General features: G+C 73.5%; 16 protein-coding genes. 3 read left to right on the forward strand and 13 right to left on the reverse strand.

What is annotated here, in order from left to right; translation table 11 throughout:
• Positions 1 to 74: 74 nt before the first annotated feature.
• Positions 75 to 2,540: a dolichyl-phosphate beta-glucosyltransferase gene (locus CYQ11_RS14530; RefSeq protein ID WP_099200116.1), complete on the reverse strand. Its 2,466-nt coding sequence runs from the start codon at positions 2,538 to 2,540 to the stop codon at positions 75 to 77.
• A 77-nt stretch (positions 2,541 to 2,617) separates the two neighbouring features.
• Positions 2,618 to 3,349: a GntR family transcriptional regulator gene (locus tag CYQ11_RS14535; protein WP_099200114.1), complete on the reverse strand. Its 732-nt coding sequence runs from the start codon at positions 3,347 to 3,349 to the stop codon at positions 2,618 to 2,620.
• Positions 3,350 to 3,688: 339 nt separating this feature from the next.
• Between CYQ11_RS14535 and CYQ11_RS14540 the strand changes: the two genes are divergently transcribed.
• A complete protein-coding gene (locus tag CYQ11_RS14540; protein ID WP_099200112.1) occupies positions 3,689 to 3,892 on the forward strand; it encodes a cold-shock protein in 204 nt (67 codons plus the stop codon).
• Between the two features lie 177 nt (positions 3,893 to 4,069).
• Positions 4,070 to 5,794 carry a serine/threonine-protein kinase gene (locus CYQ11_RS14545; RefSeq protein ID WP_099200110.1) on the forward strand — a complete coding sequence of 575 codons (1,725 nt, stop codon included), beginning with the start codon at positions 4,070 to 4,072 and terminating at the stop codon, positions 5,792 to 5,794.
• A 78-nt stretch (positions 5,795 to 5,872) separates the two neighbouring features.
• Here the strand turns inward: CYQ11_RS14545 and CYQ11_RS14550 are convergent, their stop codons facing one another.
• A complete protein-coding gene (locus CYQ11_RS14550) occupies positions 5,873 to 7,159 on the reverse strand; it encodes an adenylosuccinate synthase (RefSeq protein ID WP_104650993.1) in 1,287 nt (428 codons plus the stop codon).
• A gap of 176 nt (positions 7,160 to 7,335) precedes the next feature.
• Between CYQ11_RS14550 and CYQ11_RS14555 the strand changes: the two genes are divergently transcribed.
• A complete protein-coding gene (locus CYQ11_RS14555; RefSeq protein ID WP_099200107.1) occupies positions 7,336 to 8,199 on the forward strand; it encodes a diacylglycerol kinase in 864 nt (287 codons plus the stop codon).
• A gap of 15 nt (positions 8,200 to 8,214) precedes the next feature.
• Here the strand turns inward: CYQ11_RS14555 and CYQ11_RS14560 are convergent, their stop codons facing one another.
• The 10 genes from CYQ11_RS14560 to CYQ11_RS14605 form a co-directional block, all read right to left on the reverse strand.
• On the reverse strand, positions 8,215 to 8,868 hold the full coding sequence (locus tag CYQ11_RS14560) for a response regulator (protein ID WP_099200105.1): 654 nt from the start codon (positions 8,866 to 8,868) through the stop codon (positions 8,215 to 8,217).
• A complete protein-coding gene (locus CYQ11_RS14565; protein WP_099200103.1) occupies positions 8,865 to 10,145 on the reverse strand; it encodes a sensor histidine kinase in 1,281 nt (426 codons plus the stop codon). Before CYQ11_RS14565 ends, CYQ11_RS14560 begins: the two co-directional genes overlap by 4 nt.
• Positions 10,146 to 10,241: 96 nt before the next feature.
• Positions 10,242 to 10,952 carry an alpha/beta hydrolase gene (locus CYQ11_RS14570; protein WP_099200101.1) on the reverse strand — a complete coding sequence of 237 codons (711 nt, stop codon included), beginning with the start codon at positions 10,950 to 10,952 and terminating at the stop codon, positions 10,242 to 10,244.
• Positions 10,949 to 12,160 (reverse strand): kynureninase, encoded by a 1,212-nt coding sequence (gene kynU, locus CYQ11_RS14575; protein WP_099200099.1) that lies wholly within the window; start codon positions 12,158 to 12,160, stop codon positions 10,949 to 10,951. The genes CYQ11_RS14570 and kynU overlap by 4 nt, the downstream gene beginning before the upstream one ends.
• Positions 12,153 to 13,007 (reverse strand): tryptophan 2,3-dioxygenase family protein, encoded by an 855-nt coding sequence (locus CYQ11_RS14580; RefSeq protein WP_099200098.1) that lies wholly within the window; start codon positions 13,005 to 13,007, stop codon positions 12,153 to 12,155. The genes kynU and CYQ11_RS14580 overlap by 8 nt, the downstream gene beginning before the upstream one ends.
• Before the next feature lie 179 nt (positions 13,008 to 13,186).
• Positions 13,187 to 13,600, reverse strand: a complete 414-nt coding sequence (locus CYQ11_RS14585; RefSeq protein WP_099200096.1) for a DUF3151 domain-containing protein — start codon at positions 13,598 to 13,600, stop codon at positions 13,187 to 13,189.
• Between the two features lie 104 nt (positions 13,601 to 13,704).
• Entirely contained in the window at positions 13,705 to 15,255 is a 1,551-nt protein-coding gene (locus CYQ11_RS14590) for an MFS transporter (RefSeq protein WP_099200094.1), read from the reverse strand.
• Positions 15,256 to 15,415: 160 nt separating this feature from the next.
• Positions 15,416 to 16,438 carry a class II fructose-bisphosphate aldolase gene (fbaA, locus tag CYQ11_RS14595; RefSeq protein ID WP_099200092.1) on the reverse strand — a complete coding sequence of 341 codons (1,023 nt, stop codon included), beginning with the start codon at positions 16,436 to 16,438 and terminating at the stop codon, positions 15,416 to 15,418.
• Between the two features lie 191 nt (positions 16,439 to 16,629).
• A complete protein-coding gene (pyrE, locus tag CYQ11_RS14600) occupies positions 16,630 to 17,175 on the reverse strand; it encodes an orotate phosphoribosyltransferase (RefSeq protein ID WP_181143663.1) in 546 nt (181 codons plus the stop codon).
• A 4-nt stretch (positions 17,176 to 17,179) separates the two neighbouring features.
• Complete coding sequence (locus tag CYQ11_RS14605) at positions 17,180 to 17,986, reverse strand: aldose epimerase family protein (protein ID WP_099200257.1); 807 nt, start codon at positions 17,984 to 17,986, stop codon at positions 17,180 to 17,182.
• Position 17,987 lies beyond the last annotated feature (1 nt).

A 17,987-nucleotide genomic window follows, 5' to 3' on the forward strand; every position in this document is an offset into this window, starting at 1 on the left:
TTCGCCATGTCATGCGATGGTCGGGCCAGAGTAGTGCCGCTCAGCCGGTTGTCATACAGCGGCGACGGACATCGTCAACTCTTCCCGCGCACGTCCCACACCCAGGTGTCACCGACGCGCTCCGGCTGTGCGCCCACCAGTCGAGTGACCGTCTCGCGCAGCGCCAGGGCGTTGTCGGCCCGCCCGAGGACGAGCGCGTCGGCGCGCCAGAAGTCGAGGTCGTGGCGGAAGTCGGCGCGCTGCCGGTCACCGACGTCGGGCACCTTGCCGCTCTCGCGGACCTTGCCGAGCAGGTCGGAGGTGGCGCGCGGCTCCGGTCCGTAGATGCCGACGCGGTCGGGCCCCCACGGTCCGTTGAAGTAGCCGCCGGGGAAGGCGAAGCCCAGGTCCGCCTCGATCTGCCAGCCGAGGGCGGTGACCTCGCCCGGGGAGGGCACGGGCACGGGCACGAGCGAGCGGCCGGGGCGTACGTACTCCCGCCAGGTGCCGTCCGCGACGAACGGCGGGGCCGGGGTGCGCTCCACGGTGCGGTACGGCGTCGGCACCAGCGGCAGCACGGCCACGACGAGCGCGGCCCAGCCGAGCAGCCGCCGCGAGGCCTCGCGCTCGCTGCGGGCGCGGCGCACGGCGAGCCGGTCGCAGGCGAGGGCGAGGAGGATGCCGAGGACGGGCGCGCAGATCATCGCGACCCGGGACTCGATGACGGATTCGAAGAACGGCATCTTCGCCACGAGCCGCCACGGGCCGGGCAGCGTCTTGTCCGTTCCGAGCAGCGGGATGTTCTGGCCGAGCGAGAGGACGGCCGCGGCCAGCGCGGTGAAGCCGAGGGCCCGCACCCGCGGCTGGTCGCGCAGGTGGACCACGACGGCGACGGCGAGGACGACCAGCGGCCAGCCGAAGAAGGCGTTCTCCTCGGTGCGGTTGAGCGAGAGCGAGGCGGCGGTCTTCTCGTCGCCGGCCAGGGAGCGGGTGGCGTATTCCAGCAGGGCCATCGGGTGGTTGCCGACCTGCCCGTGCAGCACGCTGTGGTAGCTCTGCGGCCCCTGGAACTGCCAGAGGAGGGGGACGGCCACCAGCGGGACGGCCACCAGCGCCGCGACGCCGAGTCCGCGCAGCAGCCGCCCGGCGAGGGCCCGGGCGACGTCCGGGGCGGCGAGGGCGTAGCCGAAGGCGAACAGCAGGAGGCCGGTCACGGCCAGCAGCAGCACCTCCTCGCCGAGGAAGATCTGGTAGGCGAGGAAGAGGCCGAGGACGACCGCGTCCCGGGTGGGCCTCGCGCCCTCGCACAGCCGCAGGGCGCGGTCGATGATCAGCGGCATCATGAAGAGCACCGCGAAGTTGGGGTGGGCGACGCCGTGGGAGACCATCGGCGGCGCGAAGGCGCAGAAGGCGCCGCCCAGCGCGGCCGCCCAGCGGGAGCGCACGAAGCGCCGGGCCAGCAGCCAGTACCAGGAGAAGGCGGTGGCGGCCAGGCCGCCGGTCAGCACGATCGCCCAGGTGACCTGCGGTCCGAACGCGAGCGTGACGGGGGCGAGGGGCACGGACAGGCCCAGCATGGCGGTGTTCGCCATGAGGTTGACGCCCAGGGGGAAGTTCTGGAGATCGGTGAAGAGCGGGTTCCGCAGGTGGGCGACGTTGTCGGCGGTGACGGCGAAGAACCATTCCCACTGCTGCTGGTCCGAGCCGGAGTCGACGAGGTAGCGGTCGCCCGGGCCGCCCCACAGCCCGGCGTAGAGCACGAAGGAGGCGAAGAGGAACAGGGCGGGTATGAGCAGCCGCGTGGGACTGGCCGTGCGCCAGCGCAGGCGTATGAGGTCCGCGAGGACCTTGGGGTAGGCGAGGGGCCGGACCTTGGAACCGGGCTGGTGGGCCCAGCGGACGGGCACTTCGGCGACCTCCCAGTCCTTGTCGTGGAAGAAGCGCAGGATCTCGACGTCGAAGCTCCAGCCGTCGAGCCGGGAGGTGCCGAAGGCGGTGCGCACCTTGTCGCCGTCGAAGAGCTTGAAGCCGCACTGGGTGTCCCGGATGCCGGGCACGGCCGCCGCCCGTATCAGCCGGGCGCCCAGGCGCCCGAGGAGCACGCGCAGGGGGTTCTGGCGCACGGCGATGCGCGAGCCGGGCATGGCGCGGGAGCCGACGGCGGCGGTGGCGCCCTCGTCCAGCGCCCGGCTCAGCAGGCCCAGTTCCTCGATGGGGGTGGCCAGGTCGGCGTCGGTGATCAGGACGCGGCGGCCGTGGGAGGCGAGGACGCCGGTGCGCACGGCGTGGCCCTTGCCGCGGTTGGCGGGGGTGCGCAGGAGGCGGATGCGGGGCTCTTCAGCCGCCGCGGCCTCGGTGACGGCCGCTGTCGCGTCGGTCGAACCGTCGTCGACGACGATCAGCTCCCAGTCGGCCGGCCCGCAGGACCTGAGGTGGTCCCGGATCGCCGCCAGGGTGGGGGCGAGCCGGTCCTCCTCGTTGTACGCCGGCACGATCACCGTGAGGTCTACGGTCGCGTCATCGGCTGCCACGGACGGGTCCGACGGCTGGGTTATTGACATCACAATCCGTTTTGTCGACGACAGCGAGCGACATCGACCCTATTCGGTCGGCGGTCGATCAGTGTCGGACAGCTGGTTCAGGCCGAGGCCGGCCCCTCCGCCGGAGACCCGGGCGACCGCCCGGCCCCTCCGGCCGCCGCCCCTGACAGTCCGTCGACGAGGGCCAGCGTGTGGGCGTTGTACTCGACGATGATCCGCTGCGCCCTGGCCACGTCCCGGCCCGCCACCGCCTCCACCAGCTCGGTGTGCCGGTGCCACAGCCGGCCCCGCAGGTCGTCCAGCCGCCGCAGCAGCGGCACCGTGAAGACCCAGCTCTGCACCCGCACCCGGTCCAGGAAGTCGGATATGTAGGGGTTACCCACCAGACCGGCCATCTCACGCCAGAAACGGAGGTCGTAACCGATGAGGATGTCGAGGTCGCCGGCGAGCGCCGCCCGCCCCGCCTCCTCCGCCCGGCGCCGCACCGAGCCCAGGGACTCCGGCGTGGCCGACAGCAGCGCGCGCTCGGCGGACCGGCGGAACATGCCCTCGACGATCAGGGTGCGGGCCTCGACCATGTCCCGGAAGTCGGCGTAGGAGAACTCGCGGACGCGGTACGCCTTGTGCAGCTCCACGTCGAGCAGCCCCTGCGAGCACAGGTCCAGCAGCGCCTCGCGCACGGGCGTGGCGGAGACGCCGTACTGCTCGGCGATCTCCTTGACGGTGAACTGCCGCCCCGCCGGAAGCCGTCCCGCGATCACCTCTTCGCGCAGGGCATCGGCGATCTGTGAACGCAGCGTCGTGCGCTTGACAGGGTCGCTGCCGGGCATGGTCGTGGTCTCTTCCCTTCGGTGACCGTGCGCCTGCCATGCGAACGGCCCACGCAACGATAAGCGAGGACCGTCACCGGCGTGCGGAGGGGTTCCGTCCGCTTCCCGCGCTTGACCACCGCCACGGGGCAGCGGGCCCGGTCCCGGACTCCCGCATTCGCCCCGGCAAATCGCCGCGTACAAATCCCCATTCAATGGCATTTGCCTGCTACGGTTTTTCGCGGTTGCAGTTTGGTACCCATATGTCATGTGCGTCCGAAGGCCAGTGACCCTCGGGCGCACTTGCGTTTTTCCGTCGCGTACGGATTACCCCCGTAACACCCCGTTGAGGAGCTCGACTTGGCTACCGGCACCGTAAAGTGGTTCAACTCCGAAAAAGGCTTCGGCTTCATTCAGCAGGACGGCGGCGGAGCCGACGTCTTCGCCCATTACTCCAACATCGCCACCCAGGGCTACCGCGAACTCCAGCAGGGCCAGAAGGTCAGCTTCGAGATCTCCCAGGGGCAGAAGGGCCCGCAGGCGGAGAACATCCTTCCGTCCTGACGTCCCGCCCGCCCCGGGCCCGCGCCGGGCGCGGGAACGGCGGCGGCGACCCCACCGGTCGCCCGTCGCCGGGTGAGGACATCCGGGGCCGGGGTCCGCACTTTCGCCGTGCGGATACCCGGCCCTTTGCCGTGCCGCTATTCTCCGCGAAGAAACATGGGGGAAGGAGTGCCCGGCATGGAAGGTCTGTCGCCGGAGGATCCACGCACACTCGGCGCCTACCGGTTGCTCGGCCGGCTGGGCGCGGGCGGCATGGGCCGGGTCTATCTCGCGCGGTCCGACCGGGGCCGCACGGTCGCGGTCAAGCTCGTCCAGCCGGAGCTGGCGTGCCAGGAGGAGTTCCGGCGCCGCTTCCGGCAGGAGGTCCAGGCCGCCCGCCGGGTCGGCGGGGAGTGGACCGCGCCGGTCCTCGACGCCGACACCGAGGCCGACGTGCCCTGGGTCGCCACCGGCTACATCGCCGGGCCGTCGCTGCGCCAGGTCGTCGACCACGACTTCGGCCCGCTGCCCGAGCGTTCCGTGCGCATCCTCGGCGCCGGGCTCGCCCGGGCCCTGACGGCCGTCCACGCCGCCGGGATCGTCCACCGGGACCTCAAGCCGTCCAACGTGCTGATCACCCTCGACGGTCCGCGCGTCATCGACTTCGGCATCGCCCGCGCCCTGGAGACCGTCACCGACGGAGGGCTCACCCGCACCGGCGCGGCCGTCGGCTCCCCCGGCTTCATGTCGCCCGAGCAGGTGCGCGGCGCCCAGGTCACGCCCGCCAGCGACGTCTTCTGCCTCGGCTCGGTGCTGGCCTACGCCGCCACCGGCCGGATGCCCTTCGGCACGGCCGACAGCGGGGTCCACGCGCTGATGTACCGCATCGCGCAGGAGGAGCCCGACCTCGACGGCGTGCCCGCGCCCCTGCGGCCCCTGATCTCGGAGTTCCTCGCCAAGGACCCCGCCGAGCGGCCCACGCCGGAGCAGGTGCTGGAGCAGACCGGCGTGGAGGACCTGCTCGGCGACCTGCGCACCGCCGAGCCCTGGCTGCCCGGCGGCCTGGTCGCCCAGCTGGGGCGGCACGCGGTGCGGCTGCTGAACGTGGAGGAGCCCGCGGGCGCGCCGGCGCCCCCCATATCCGCGGCGGAGCCGCCCACCCGCGTCGAGCCGCCGGTGGCCGCCCGGCCGGCGGACCCGCCCACCGTGACCACGCCCGCCCAGCCGCTGCCGCCGCAGGTCCCGGGCCCGCACGCCCCGTACGGCTACGGAAGCCCGTACCACCACCCCACCGTGGTCGTGGCGCCCGCGCCGCCGCCGCGGCGCTCGAAGACGCCCGTCATCGTGACCGCGATCGTGGTCGCCGGGCTGCTCACCGGTGGCGGGACGGTGTACCTGCTGAACCGGGAGACCCACGACACCGGGCACGGCGCCGGCCCCGTGCCGGCGTCCTCGGCCTCCGCGCGGAGCACCGCGCCCTCGGGGGGCACGGCGTCCTCCGCGGGGCCCGCGACTCCCGCGCCCGGGCCGCCGACTGCCGTCGGCGCCAGCCCCACCCCCACTTCCGGGGGGCAGGGGTTCGAGGGCACCTGGCAGTCCAGCTTCGGCAGCGGCTCGCGCGTCAACACGCGGACCATCACCGTCTCCCAGGGCCCGGCCGCCGGCGTCACCATCGACGGCAGCGGCGTCCTCGACGACGGCAGCTCCTACGTCTGCACGTGGCGCACGACCGTCACCGGCGGCGGCACCGCCGGCACGCCGATGCGCCTCGGCCCCTCCAGCGTCACCCGGGCCATGCCCACCTCCGCCTGCCAGCCGGGCTCCGCGTCCGAGCTGGTCCTGCTCCCGGACGGCAGGATGCGGCGGGACTTCGCCGACTCCGGCACGAAGGACGCGTCGCTGGTCTACCGCAAGCTCTACTGACCCCGGCAGGCCGCCCGAACGCGACGGCGCCCCGGTGGCTCACGGCCACCGGGGCGCCGTCGCGTCCAGGGGTACCGCTTACGACAGGAACGAGTTGATCTCGATCGTCTCGTCGCGGCCCGGGCCGACGCCGATCGCGGAGATCGGCGCGCCCGACATCTCCTCCAGCGCCTTCACGTACGCCTGGGCGTTCTTCGGCAGCTCGGAGAAGGTCTTGGCCTTGGAGATGTCCTCGGTCCAGCCCGGCAGCATCTCGTAGACCGGCTTCGCGTGGTGGAAGTCGCTCTGGCTGTAGGGCAGCTCCTCGACGCGCTTGCCGTCGATCTCGTAGGCGACGCAGACCGGGATCTGCTCCCAGCCCGTGAGCACGTCGAGCTTGGTGAGGAAGAAGTCCGTCAGACCGTTGACGCGGGTCGCGTAGCGGGCGATGACCGCGTCGAACCAGCCGCAGCGGCGGTCACGGCCGGTGGTGACACCGCGCTCGCCGCCGATGGTGCGCAGCGCCTCGCCGTCCTTGTCGAACAGCTCGGTCGGGAACGGGCCGGCGCCGACGCGGGTGGTGTACGCCTTCAGGATGCCGATCACACGGTTGATCTTCGTGGGGCCCACGCCCGCGCCCGTGCAGGCGCCGCCCGCGGTCGGGTTCGAGGAGGTCACGAAGGGGTACGTGCCGTGGTCGACGTCCAGCAGGGTGCCCTGGCCGCCCTCGAAGAGGACGACCTTGCCGTCGTCGATGGCGTTGTTCAGGATCAGCGTGGTGTCGGCGACGAACGGCTTGATCTGGTCGGCGTAGCCCAGCAGCTCGTCGACGATCTGGGCGGCGTCGATCGCGCGGCGGTTGTAGAGCTTCGCCAGGATCTGGTTCTTGAAGTCGAGGGCCGCCTCGACCTTCTGGGTCAGGATCGACTCGTCGTAGAGGTCCTGGACCCGGATGCCCACGCGGTTGATCTTGTCGGCGTAGGTCGGGCCGATGCCCCGGCCGGTGGTGCCGATCTTCCGCTTGCCGAGGAAGCGTTCCGTCACCTTGTCGACCGTCGTGTGGTACGGCGTGATCAGGTGCGCGTTACCGCTGAGCAGCAGCTTGGACGTGTCGACGCCGCGCTCGTTCAGCCCGCTCAGCTCGGAGAGCAGGACCGCCGGGTCGACGACGACGCCGTTGCCGATGACCGGGGTGCACCCCGGCGAGAGGATCCCGGAAGGCAGGAGGTGCAGCGCGTATTTCTGGTCGCCGACGACGACCGTGTGGCCGGCGTTGTTGCCACCTTGGTAGCGCACCACATAGTCCACGGATCCACCGAGCAGGTCGGTGGCCTTTCCCTTGCCCTCGTCACCCCACTGAGCACCGAGCAGCACAAGTGCGGGCACAGGCGTACACCCCTTCCGGGCGGGGCATGTCCAACGTGCACAGGTGGCGGGAGCCCGCTTGTTCCGGGCCTTCACCGCCGCTAGAGCCGTCGAACCGGTGCCCCGGATAGACGAAGCCCCTGGCGCAACAGCGACAGGGGCTCTTGCACCGAGAGATTACCTGAGGAAGGACGAAGGTGTCGGCTGCAGACCCGACCGGACAGCAGCTGCTCGTCGTCATCGACCCGGTCGCCAGGCGTGTGGACGGCGAGTCCACGCGCATCGCGAAGGATGTTCTGTGCGCCGGATCGGTGGCCAAGATCTGCCTCCCGAACGGCCCGGAGGAAGTCGCGCGGGCGCTCGCCAGGCGCGGCCGGCGCCGCACGGTCGTGATCGGCGACGACCGCGCCCTGCTGCGCGTGGTGGGCCTGCTGCACCGGCGCCGGGAGCTGGGCGACGCGCCGCTGGCGTGGGTGCCGGTGGGCACCCTGCCGGCCGTGTCGGTGGCCCGGGTGCTCGGCGTGCCGCTGGGGGCCGTGGCGGCCGCACGCGCGGTCCTGGACGGCGCGGAGCGCAGCCTGGACCTGCTGGCCGACGACGTGGACGGCGTGGTCCTGGGCGGCCTGTGGGTGCCCGCGGGCGGCAGCCGCAGCGAGCCGGCCGCGGCGCCGCTCGCGGACGTCCCCGCCGGGGGCGTCCACCACGCGTGGTGGACGCCGGCCGCGCGGACCGCCCGGACGGCCCTCACGCTGCTGTCCGGCCCGTCCGGGCGGCATCCGCTGCCCGCGTGCACGCGGCTGCGGATCGAGGCGGACGGCGTGCTGCTGGCCGACGTCGACCGGCCCGTCGGTCGCGTCGCCGTGGCGGCCGTGGAGGGCCTGGCGGAGGTCGCGGTGCAGCACCGCACCGGGGACGAGCCGGTACGGGCCCGGGCCCGCGCCGTCACCGTCTCGGGCCCGGACTTCCGCTACCGCGCGGACAACCGGATCCGCGGCCCGGTGCGGGCGCGGACCTGGACGGCGCTGCCGGAGGCGTGGCGGCTGACGCTGCCGCGGGAGTGAGGGCCGGACCCCCTCTCACCCGCCCGGCGTCACCAGCCCCGCCTCGTAGGCGAAGACCGCGGCCTGGGTGCGGTCGCGCAGGCCCAGCTTCACCAGGATGCGGCTGACATGCGTCTTGACCGTGGACTCGGCCACGACGAGGTGGGCGGCGATCTCGGAGTTCGAGCGGCCCCGCGCCACCAGCACCAGCACCTCCGTCTCCCGCTCGGTCAGGTCGCCCACCTGCGAGGGCGCCCGGGGGGCGCCCAGCCGGGAGAACTCCAGGATCAGCCGCTTGGTGACCGTCGGCGCCAGCAGCGCCTCGCCCTCGGCCACGACGCGCACGCCCTCGGCGAGCTGGCTCGCGGAGGCGTCCTTGAGCAGGAAGCCGCTGGCTCCCGCCCGCAGCGCCTGGTACACGTACTCGTCCAGGTCGAAGGTGGTCAGCACGAGCACCTTGGCGTCCGCGTCGGCTGCGACGATCTCGCGGGTCGCCTCCAGGCCGTTCAGCTCGGGCATGCGGATGTCCATCAGGACCACGTCGGGGCGCAGCTCGGCGACCTTCCGGACGGCCTCGCGGCCGTTGACCGCCTCCCCGACGACCTCGATGTCGGGCTGGGCCCCCAGGAGGACCGAGAAGCCCTCGCGGACCATCATCTGGTCGTCGACGATGAGCACCTTGATCGTCACGCGGCGGCCCCGCCGGACGCGACGGGGAGGAAGGCGGCGATCTCGTAGCCGCCCTCGGGGGTGGCCTCGGCCGTCATCTCGCCGCCGAGCATCGTCACGCGCTCCCGCATGCCCAGCAGGCCGTGGCCGGCGCCCGGGGAGGGCTTGGCGAGCCGGTCCGGGCGGCCGTTGACGACGCGCAGGCCGAGCCCGCCCAGCACGTGGCTGACCTCCACGCGGGCGGTGGAGCCCGGGGCGTGGCGCAGCGCGTTGCTGAGCGCCTCCTGCACGATCCGGTAGGCGGACAGCTCCACTCCCTGGGGCAGGGGCCGGGCCTGGCCGGTGGTGACCCGCTCGACCGGGAGCCCGGCCTCGCGGACGTTCGCCAGGAGCCCGTCGAGGTCGGCCAGCGTCGGCTGGGGCGCCTCCGGCGGGGCGGCGCCGAAGGCGCCGGGGTCCTCGGACCGTACGACGCCGAGCACGCGGCGCAGCTCGGTGAGGGCGGCCACGGCGTTCTCGCGGATCGTGGCGAAGGCGGCGGCCAGCTCGGGCGGCGGGTCCTGGACGCGGTAGGGCGCGGCCTCGGCCTGGATCGCGACGACGGACATGTGGTGGGCGACCACGTCGTGCAGTTCGCGGGCGATCGTCGTGCGTTCCTCCAGGACCGTGCGCCGGGACCGCTCTGCCTCGGTGACGGCCGCCTGCACGGCGACCTGCCGCTTGGAGTCGCGCAGGCCGCGGAGGGCGGCGACGACGAAGAGGACCACGGCCGACATGACGGTCCCCTGGAACATGTCGTCGCGGTACCCGTAGCCGCTGACGGCGGAGACGAACCCCCCGAAGACGGTCGTCAGCAGCCACATCTCGGCGGCCACGCGCGGCCGGGTGCGCACCGTCACCAGGCACATGACCAGCAGGTGCGAGGGGGCGACGGGCGTGACCCAGGGCGAGGAGCCCAGGAGACCGGCACTGACCAGCATCGCGCCGAGCGACAGCCACCAGGCGCCGATCGGCCGGAACAACGTGGTCAGCAGCGGCACGGCCACGAACGAGCCGATCACGACGGCGGCCGGGAACGACTCGTTGCCCACCATCGCCAGCACGGCCAGCACGACGAAGGCCGTGACGCCGGCGTGCGGCAGCCACCGCACGTACCGGGCCGCCCGGCCGGGCGCCCGGCGCACGAGGGGGTGGCCGGCGGGCAGCGGTGCCATGGGCCGCAGGTCGAAGGCGTCGGTGAACAGATCGGCGCGGATGCTGTCGAGGGCACCCTGCACGACGCGCATCTCGCTGCGCATCCCGTTCGTCTCAAACGTGGTCACGCGTCAACCGTAGGCAGACGGGACCCGGACGGCGTCGGCGTGAGTGGGGATTGTGAGCGTCCGTCTCAGGTACTACGCGGTGGTCAGGGACGCGGCCCAGGCCGCGCACCCGGGCGTGCCCGGTGTGATCGGCTCGTAGTGCCCGGCCCCCTCCAGGACCGTCAGCTCCACGGCCGCCCCCGCGGCCCGCGCCGCACGCGCGTACGCGCGCGACAGGTCCACCGGCACGTCCTCGTCGCGCGTGCCGTGGACCAGCGTCACCGGCACCCGCGGCGGCGGCAGGCGCATGGGGTCCGCCGCGTGCTCCCGGTCCGGGGCCACCAGCTCCCCCACCGCGCCCCGGCTCAGCCCCAGCTCCCGGGCCCGGGCCAGGTCGGCGACCGGGGCCAGCGCCACGACGTGGTCGACGGCCACGGCCCCCGCCGCCGGCGACGACGCCGCCCACAGGGCGAGGTGGCCGCCCGCGGAGTGCCCCACCAGGACGTGCCGGCGCGCTGCGGGTGCGTCCCGCCGCGTGCCGGCCGCCCGCACCACGTCGTCGAAGGTCTCCGGCCAGCCGCCGCCACCGCCCACGCGGCGGTACTCGGCGAGCGCGACCTCCAGCCCCCGCTCCGCCAGCTCCGTGGCCAGGGGCACCAGGTGCGCGCGGTCGTACGCCTCACGCCAGAAGCCGCCGTGCAGCAGCGTCACCCGCACGTCCGGCGCCGCCCCGCGCGCGGGCAGGTGGAAGTCGACGACCTGACTGGGATGGGGGCCGTAGGCCACGGTCTCGACCCGGGTCACGGCCCCAGGACCTCCGCCAGCACGCGCGCGGCGCGCTCCGCGTCGGCGAAGCCCGTGTACAGCGGCGTGAAGCCGAAGCGCAGCACGTCGGGGCGGCGGAAGTCGCCGACGACGCCGCGGCGGACGAGCTCGGCCATGACCTCGTCCGCGTCCGCGCAGCGCAGCGACACCTGGCTGCCGCGCTCGTCGTGCGCGGTCGGCGTGACGCACTCCAGCCGCCCGCCGGGCACGTACGCGGCGACGCAGCGCAGGAAGAAGTCCGTGAGGGCGAGGCTCTTGGCCCGTACGGCCTCGACGGCCACGCCGTCCCACACGTCCAGCGCCGCCTCCAGGGCGAGCAGGGAGAGGATGTCCGGCGTGCCGACGCGGCCGCGGACCGCGCCGTCGGCGGGGGCGTACTGCGGCGACATGCCGAAGGGGTCGGCGTGGGAGTTCCACCCCGGCAGCGGGGAGTCGAAGCGCGGCTGGAGCTCGCGGCGCACGTAGAGGTAGGCCGGCGAACCGGGGCCGCCGTTGAGGTACTTGTACGTGCAGCCCACGGCGAGGTCCACGCCGTCCGCGTCGAGCGCGACGGGCAGCGCGCCCGCGCTGTGGCACAGGTCCCACACCACGCGGCCCCCGGCGGCGTGCACGGCGGCCGTGGTGCCGGGCAGGTCGTGCAGCCGCCCCGTGCGGTAGTCGACGTGGTTGACGAGCGCGACGGCGGTGCGCGGCCCGGCGGCGGAGGCGACGTCCCCGGCGTCGACGGCGCGGATCCGGCAGCCCGTCAGCCGGGCGGCGGAGGCGGCGATGTAGCCGTCGGTCGGGAAGGTGGCCGCGTCGACGAGGATCTCGTCGCGGCCGCCGTCCCCGTCCGCCGCGAGGCGGGCCGCAGCCACGACCGCCTTGAAGACGTTGACGCTCGTCGAGTCGCCGGCCACGACCTGGCCGGGGGCGGCCCCCACGAGCCGTCCGATCCGGTCGCCGACCCGCTCGGGCGCGGTCCACCAGCCCGACTCGGTCCACGAGCGGATGCGCAGCCGCCCCCACTCCCGCTCGACGACGTCGGCGAGGCGGGCCGGCACGGCCCGGGGCAGCGCGCCCAGGGAGTTGCCGTCCAGGTAGACGGTGGTGTCGTGGTCGTCCAGCGCGAACTCCTCGCGCTTGGCCCGCAATGCGTCGGCGGCGTCGAGGCGCCGTGCCTCCTGGGCGAGGTCGAGGTCAGACACGGCTGCGCGCCGTCCACAGCTCGGGGAAGACGTTCTTCGCGGCGCGCTTCTCCAGCCACGCCACGCCGCCCGACCCGCCGGTGCCGACCTTCGAGCCCATCGCCCTCCGGGTGGCGACGAGGTGGTCGTTGCGCCAGCGCCACACCTGCTCGGCGACCTCCGTCAGGGCCTCGCCCAGCCGGCACTCCTCGCTGTCCTGGTCGCCCGCGTAGACCCGCTGCCACACGTCCTCGACGCCGGGGTCGCCGGTGTGGCGCTCGGCGACGTCGCGCTCCAGCACGGCGGCGGGCACCGCGTGGCCGCGCCGGGCGAGCCAGCGCAGGACCTCGTCGTACAGGCTGGGCGCGTGCAGCGCCTTCTCCAGCTCGTCGTGGACGCGGGGGACGTTGCGGTACGGGACGAGCATGGAGGCGGACTTGTCGCCCAGCAGGAACTCCAGGCGCCGGTACGTGGCCGACTGGAAGCCGGACGCCTCGCCGAGGGCCGAGCGGTAGCCGTTGAACTGGGCGGGCGTCAGGTGGGCTATGGGCTCCCACGAGGCGTTGAGCGACCGCAGCTCGTGGACCGAGCGCTTGAGGGCCGCCATCGCGACCGGCAGGGCGTCCTCCCGCAGGGCCCGGGCCGCGGTCTCCCACTCGTGGACGAGGACGGTGAACCACAGCTCCATCACCTGGGTGGTGACGATGAAGACCATCTCGCCGGGGTCGTCCGAGCGGGGGTGCTGGAGCTGGGAGAGCACGGACGCACGGATGTAGTCCTCGTACGGGGTCGTGCTCTCGAAGTCGAGATTCGGGGCCGGCACGGCCTCCGGGCCGGTTTCGGGAACGGGTGACTGCGGATGCGGCATCGCGGACTCCTCGGCAACAAGAGTGCTCCCGGGTAGCGGTCCGCCCCTTCCTGTCGGCTTCGGAGCCCCGGTCCCCTGCGCGCATCATGCGTCGCCCGGGCCTCCCACGGCAAGGGTTTCCCGGCCGCGGGTGGCCGGAACGCCCCTCCTCGGGGGAGACGTTCCGGCCGCCGCGCGGCTCAGCCCAGCGTGTTGGCGGCCGTGGGGGAGCTGTCGCGCAGGAAGGTCGAGCAGCGCTCGTACTCCTCGTGCTCACCGATCGCCTGTGCGGCGCGCGCCAGGGCGTGCAGGGCGCGCAGGAACCCGCGGTTGGGCTCGTGCTCGAAGGGCACCGGGCCGTGGCCCTTCCAGCCGCTGCGGCGCAGCGCGTCGAGGCCGCGGTGGTAGCCGGTGCGGGCGTAGGCGTACGACTCGACGACCCGGCCGCCCTCGAACGCCTCGTCGGCGAGCTGCGCCCAGGCCAGGGAGGACGCCGGGTACTTGGCGGCGACCTCGGCGGGGGCCGCACCGGAGGCGAGCAGCTCGCGCGGCTCCGGGTCGTCGGGCAGGTGGGTCGGGGGCGGTCCCCCGAGCAGGTTCTCGTGAATGGACATGGCCTCCAGTCTGCCGCAGCTCCCGGCGGGCGCCCCAGGCCGTGCGCGTGCGGCTTTCCGCCGGGGCCGGCCCGAGCCGGGCCACGCCTCACGGGAGCGCGGTGCTACTCCGCGGACACGCCCTGCCCCTCGCCGGGGTCCAGCGGCGGGGACGACACACCGCAGTGGTACGCGCACTCCGGGTGGCAGCCCGGCCGGGCCGGCTCCCGGACGGTCGCCCAGCCCAGGACGCCCCCGATCACGAGCGCCCCGGCGCACATGAGCATCGCCCGCGCGAACGTCGACGAGAACGCCGCGGGGTCCCGGTAGACGTCGGGGCCCATCCCCGCGGCGAGTGGCAGCGCGGCCACCGCGATCAGCCCGGCCGCCCGCGCGGCGGCGTTGTTGATGCCGCTGGCCAGGCCCGCCCGGGCGACGTCGACGGACGCCAGCACCGTGGAGGTGAGCGGCGCGACCAGCACCACCATGCCCAGGCCCAGCACGACGAGCGCGGGCAGGACGTCCCGCCAGTAGACCGCCCCGGCGCCCACCCGGGTCATCAGCAGCATCCCCGCCGCGCACAGCAGCGGCCCCGCCGTCAGCGGGATCCGGGCCCCGACGCGCTGGGCGATCCGCCCCGAACGGGCCGACAGCAGCAGCATCAGCACGGTGGTGGGCAGCAGGGCCGTGCCGGCCTCCAGGGCGGACCAGCCGACGACCACCTGGAGCTGGAGCACGGAGAGGAAGAAGAAGCCGCTGAAGGCCGCGTAGACGAAGAGCGTGACGACGTTGATCGACGTGAACAGCCGGATCCGGAAGATGCCGAGCGGCAGCATGGGGTCCGGGCGCCTGGCCTCGACGTACACGAACGCAAATCCCAGCAGGACTCCGAGCACCGCCGGAACGATCACGGCGGGCGAGGCGCCCTGGTCCGGGGCCGCGATCAGGGCATAGGTCACCGCCCCCAGCGCGAGCGCGCCGAGCGCCGCGCCCAGCACGTCGAAGCGGCCGTGCGCGGCCGGGTCCCGGGTCTCCGGGACGTGCCGCAGCGCCACCGGCACGCAGAGCGCCGCCAGCGGCAGGTTGATGAGGAACACCCAGCGCCAGCCCGGCCCGTCCACCAGCCAGCCGCCCACGAACGGCCCGACGGCCGAGGCCACGCCGCCCAGTCCCGACCACGCCCCCACGGCGGCGGCCCGGTCGTCGGGGTGGAAGACGGCTTGGATGAGGGCCAGCGAGCCAGGGGTGAGCAGCGCACCGCCCACGCCCTGGAGGGCCCGGGCCGCGATCAGCACCCCGGCGTCCGGCGCCAGCCCGCACAGCAACGACGCGAGTGCGAACCACACGACGCCCAGGACGAACACCCGCCGGCGCCCGAACCGGTCGCCCAGCGCCCCGCCGAGCAGGATGAGCCCGGCCAGCGTGAGCATGTAGGCGTTGACCGTCCACTGCAGGACGGCCAGGTCGGCGTCGAGGTCCCTGCCGATGTGGGGCAGGGCCACGTTGACGACCGTGCTGTCGAGCATGGCCATGCCCGAGCCGAGGACGGCCGTCAGCAGCACCCAGCGGCCCACCGGCGTGCCCATGCGCGCCGCGGACGCCCCGTCGCCGGGGGTGGGGGCCGCGGGCTCCTGCCGGGGGGACACCCGCCGGGGGTCCCGCGCGGAGTCGCTCATGACGCGATCATCCCTCGCGGCCGCCGCGTCGGCCATACGGGCGACCGCCCACCGGCACGGAAAGGGCCCGGCACGGTTCGCGATGGCGAACCGTGCCGGACCCTCGGCGCTTGTGCGAGCGCGGGCTCACGTCAGCGCGGCGCCGACGGGAGCGCGGCGCCTACTTGAGCTTGGTGCCCGTGGCGCGCAGGTCGGCGCAGGCGCGGGTGACGCGCTCGGCCATGCCGGCCTCGGCCAGCTTGCCCCAGCTGCGCGGGTCGTAGGTCTTCTTGTCGCCGACCTCGCCGTCGATCTTCAGGACGCCGTCGTAGTGGCGGAACATGTGGTCCGCGACCGGGCGGGTGAAGGCGTACTGGGTGTCGGTGTCGAGGTTCATCTTCACGACGCCGTTCTCCAGCGCGGTGCGGATCTCCTCCTCGGTGGAGCCGGAGCCGCCGTGGAAGACGAAGTCGAACGGGTCGGCCTTGCCGTGCTTGGCGGCGATGCCGTCCTGCAGCTCGCGCAGCAGCTCCGGCTTCAGGACGACGTTGCCCGGCTTGTAGACGCCGTGGACGTTGCCGAAGGAGGCGGCCAGCAGGTAGCGGCCCTTCTCGCCCAGGCCCAGCGCCTCGGCGGTGCGCTCCACGTCGGCGACCGTGGTGTAGAGGTCGTCGTTGATCTCGTGGGAGACGCCGTCCTCCTCGCCACCGGTCGGGGTGATCTCGACCTCAAGGATGATCTTCGCCTTCACGGCCTCGGCGAGGAGCTCCTTGGCGATGGCGAGGTTCTCGTCGAGCTTCTCGGCGGAGCCGTCCCACATGTGGGACTGGAAGAGCGGGTTCTGGCCGGCGGCGACGCGCTCCTGCGAGATGGCCAGCAGCGGGCGGACGTAGCCGTCCAGCTTGTCCTTGGGGCAGTGGTCGGTGTGCAGCGCGATGTTCACCGGGTACTTCTTGGCGACGACGTGCGCGAACTCGGCGAGCGCGACGGCGCCCGAGACCATGTCCTTGCTGTACTGGCCGCCCAGGAACTCCGCGCCACCCGTGGAGATCTGGATGATGCCGTCGCTCTCCGCCTCGGCGAAGCCGCGCAGCGCGGCGTGGAGCGTCTGCGTCGAGGTGACGTTGATGGCCGGGTAGGCGAACTTGCCTGCCTTCGCCCGGTCGAGCATCTCGTTGTAGATCTCGGGGGTTGCGATGGGCATCTGTCCGCTCCTTGTGATGTGCGGGTACGGGCGAAATACGGGCCCTGACCTAGGGGGCGACGGTCATCGTCGCCCCCATCTTCCCAGACTCCCCGTATTACTCCACATGAGGCTCACCACGCTCATATGAGGGGGGCGTGGTTTCACGTGAAACCACGCCCCCCTGATCCGCCGTCCGGCGAACGAGCAGGTCAGCCCAGCCCGAGGTCCCCCAGGGAGTAGCCGGTCACATAGCGCAGCCCGGCGTCCTGGATGGCCTGCTCGGCGCCGCGGTCGACGATCGTCGCCACGGCGACGACCTCGGCGCCGGCCTCACGCGCCGCCTCGACGGCGGTCAGCGGGGAGCCGCCGGTCGTGGAGGTGTCCTCGACGACGAGCACGCGACGGCCCTTGATGTCCGGGCCCTCGATGCGGCGCTGCATGCCGTGCGTCTTCTGGGCCTTGCGGACCACGAACGCGTCGAGCTTGCGGCCGCGCGCGGCGGCCGCGTGCAGCATCGAGGTGGCGACCGGGTCCGCGCCCAGGGTGAGGCCGCCGACGGCGTCGAAGGCCAGGTCCGCCGTGGCGTCCAGCATCACCTGGCCGACCAGCGGCGCCGCCTCGGCGTCCAGGGTGATCCGGCGCAGGTCGATGTAGTAGTCGGCCTCCTTGCCGGAGGAGAGGGTCACCTTGCCGTGGACCACGGCCTTGTCCTTGATCTGCTGAAGCAGGGCGTCACGTGCGTCGGTCATGGCCATGAGCTTAGGCCAGGGACCGCCAGCTCCACGTCGTGGAGATTTCGAGCGGATCGATGGGCGTGACCAGGCGGGGATCGGTGTTGAGACCGTTCGGCGGACCGGACTGCGGCTCCACGCAGACCGCCTCGGTCTGCTCGTCGTAGACCACGACCCACTCGGCCCGGCTGGTGACCTTCAGCTCCAGCGCACCGGGCCAGGTGAGGGTGACGTCGACGCCGTCGGGCATCCCGAAGCAGTCGTCCCAGGGGCCGGGCCGCGGGTCGATCCGGTGGCCGGTGGGCAGGTGGTCCGCGCCGCGCTCCTCCTGCCAGGCGGCGGCGAAGTCGAGCTCCACGTCCTTGCCGCTGCCGAGGTTCCGCAGGAACCACGGGTGCCAGCCGGCCTGCGCCGGAAAGGAGTCGCCGTAGGTCTCGACGCCCATGGTCAGGGTCAGGGAATCCTCGCTCAGCTCCACCAACTGGGTGACGCGTCCGCTGTACGGCCACGGCTCGGCGAGGTCGTACGTGAACGCGGCGGAGCGCTTGTCGGCACGGGCGGTGCGCCAGGCGGCGTCCCGGCCGGTGCCGTGGATGGCGTGGGGCGCGGCGTTGAGGGGCATCTGGTGGACGTCGCCGCCGTTGCGGAAGCGGCCGAGGGCGATGCGGCCGCACCAGGGGACCATCGGGAAGGCGCCGTACCGCTCCCCCTGGCGGAGGAGTTCGGTGCCGGCGATCGTGAGGCTGCTGAGGCGGCAGCCGCCCGCGGGGTCCACGGTCACTTCGGCGTCGCCGGCGGCCAGCCGTACCGGCTGGGGTGCGCTGATATTCGTCATG

This window comes from Streptomyces cinnamoneus (assembly GCF_002939475.1).
Classification (GTDB): Bacteria; Actinomycetota; Actinomycetes; order Streptomycetales; family Streptomycetaceae; genus Streptomyces; species Streptomyces cinnamoneus_A.

Bases quoted from the DNA above. Each gene is read 5' to 3' on its own strand.
- CYQ11_RS14590 (WP_099200094.1), bottom strand. From the start codon at position 15,255: ATGAGCGACTCCGCGCGGGACCCCCGGCGGGTGTCCCCCCGGCAGGAG.
- CYQ11_RS14585 (WP_099200096.1), bottom strand. From the start codon at position 13,600: ATGTCCATTCACGAGAACCTGCTCGGGGGACCGCCCCCGACCCACCTG.
- CYQ11_RS14580 (WP_099200098.1), bottom strand. From the start codon at position 13,007: ATGCCGCATCCGCAGTCACCCGTTCCCGAAACCGGCCCGGAGGCCGTG.
- CYQ11_RS14565 (WP_099200103.1), bottom strand. From the start codon at position 10,145: ATGCGCAGCGAGATGCGCGTCGTGCAGGGTGCCCTCGACAGCATCCGC.
- CYQ11_RS14530 (WP_099200116.1), bottom strand. From the start codon at position 2,540: ATGTCAATAACCCAGCCGTCGGACCCGTCCGTGGCAGCCGATGACGCG.
- CYQ11_RS14535 (WP_099200114.1), bottom strand. From the start codon at position 3,349: ATGCCCGGCAGCGACCCTGTCAAGCGCACGACGCTGCGTTCACAGATC.
- pyrE (WP_181143663.1), bottom strand. From the start codon at position 17,175: ATGGCCATGACCGACGCACGTGACGCCCTGCTTCAGCAGATCAAGGAC.
- CYQ11_RS14545 (WP_099200110.1), top strand. From the start codon at position 4,070: ATGGAAGGTCTGTCGCCGGAGGATCCACGCACACTCGGCGCCTACCGG.
- fbaA (WP_099200092.1), bottom strand. From the start codon at position 16,438: ATGCCCATCGCAACCCCCGAGATCTACAACGAGATGCTCGACCGGGCG.
- CYQ11_RS14605 (WP_099200257.1), bottom strand. From the start codon at position 17,986: ATGACGAATATCAGCGCACCCCAGCCGGTACGGCTGGCCGCCGGCGAC.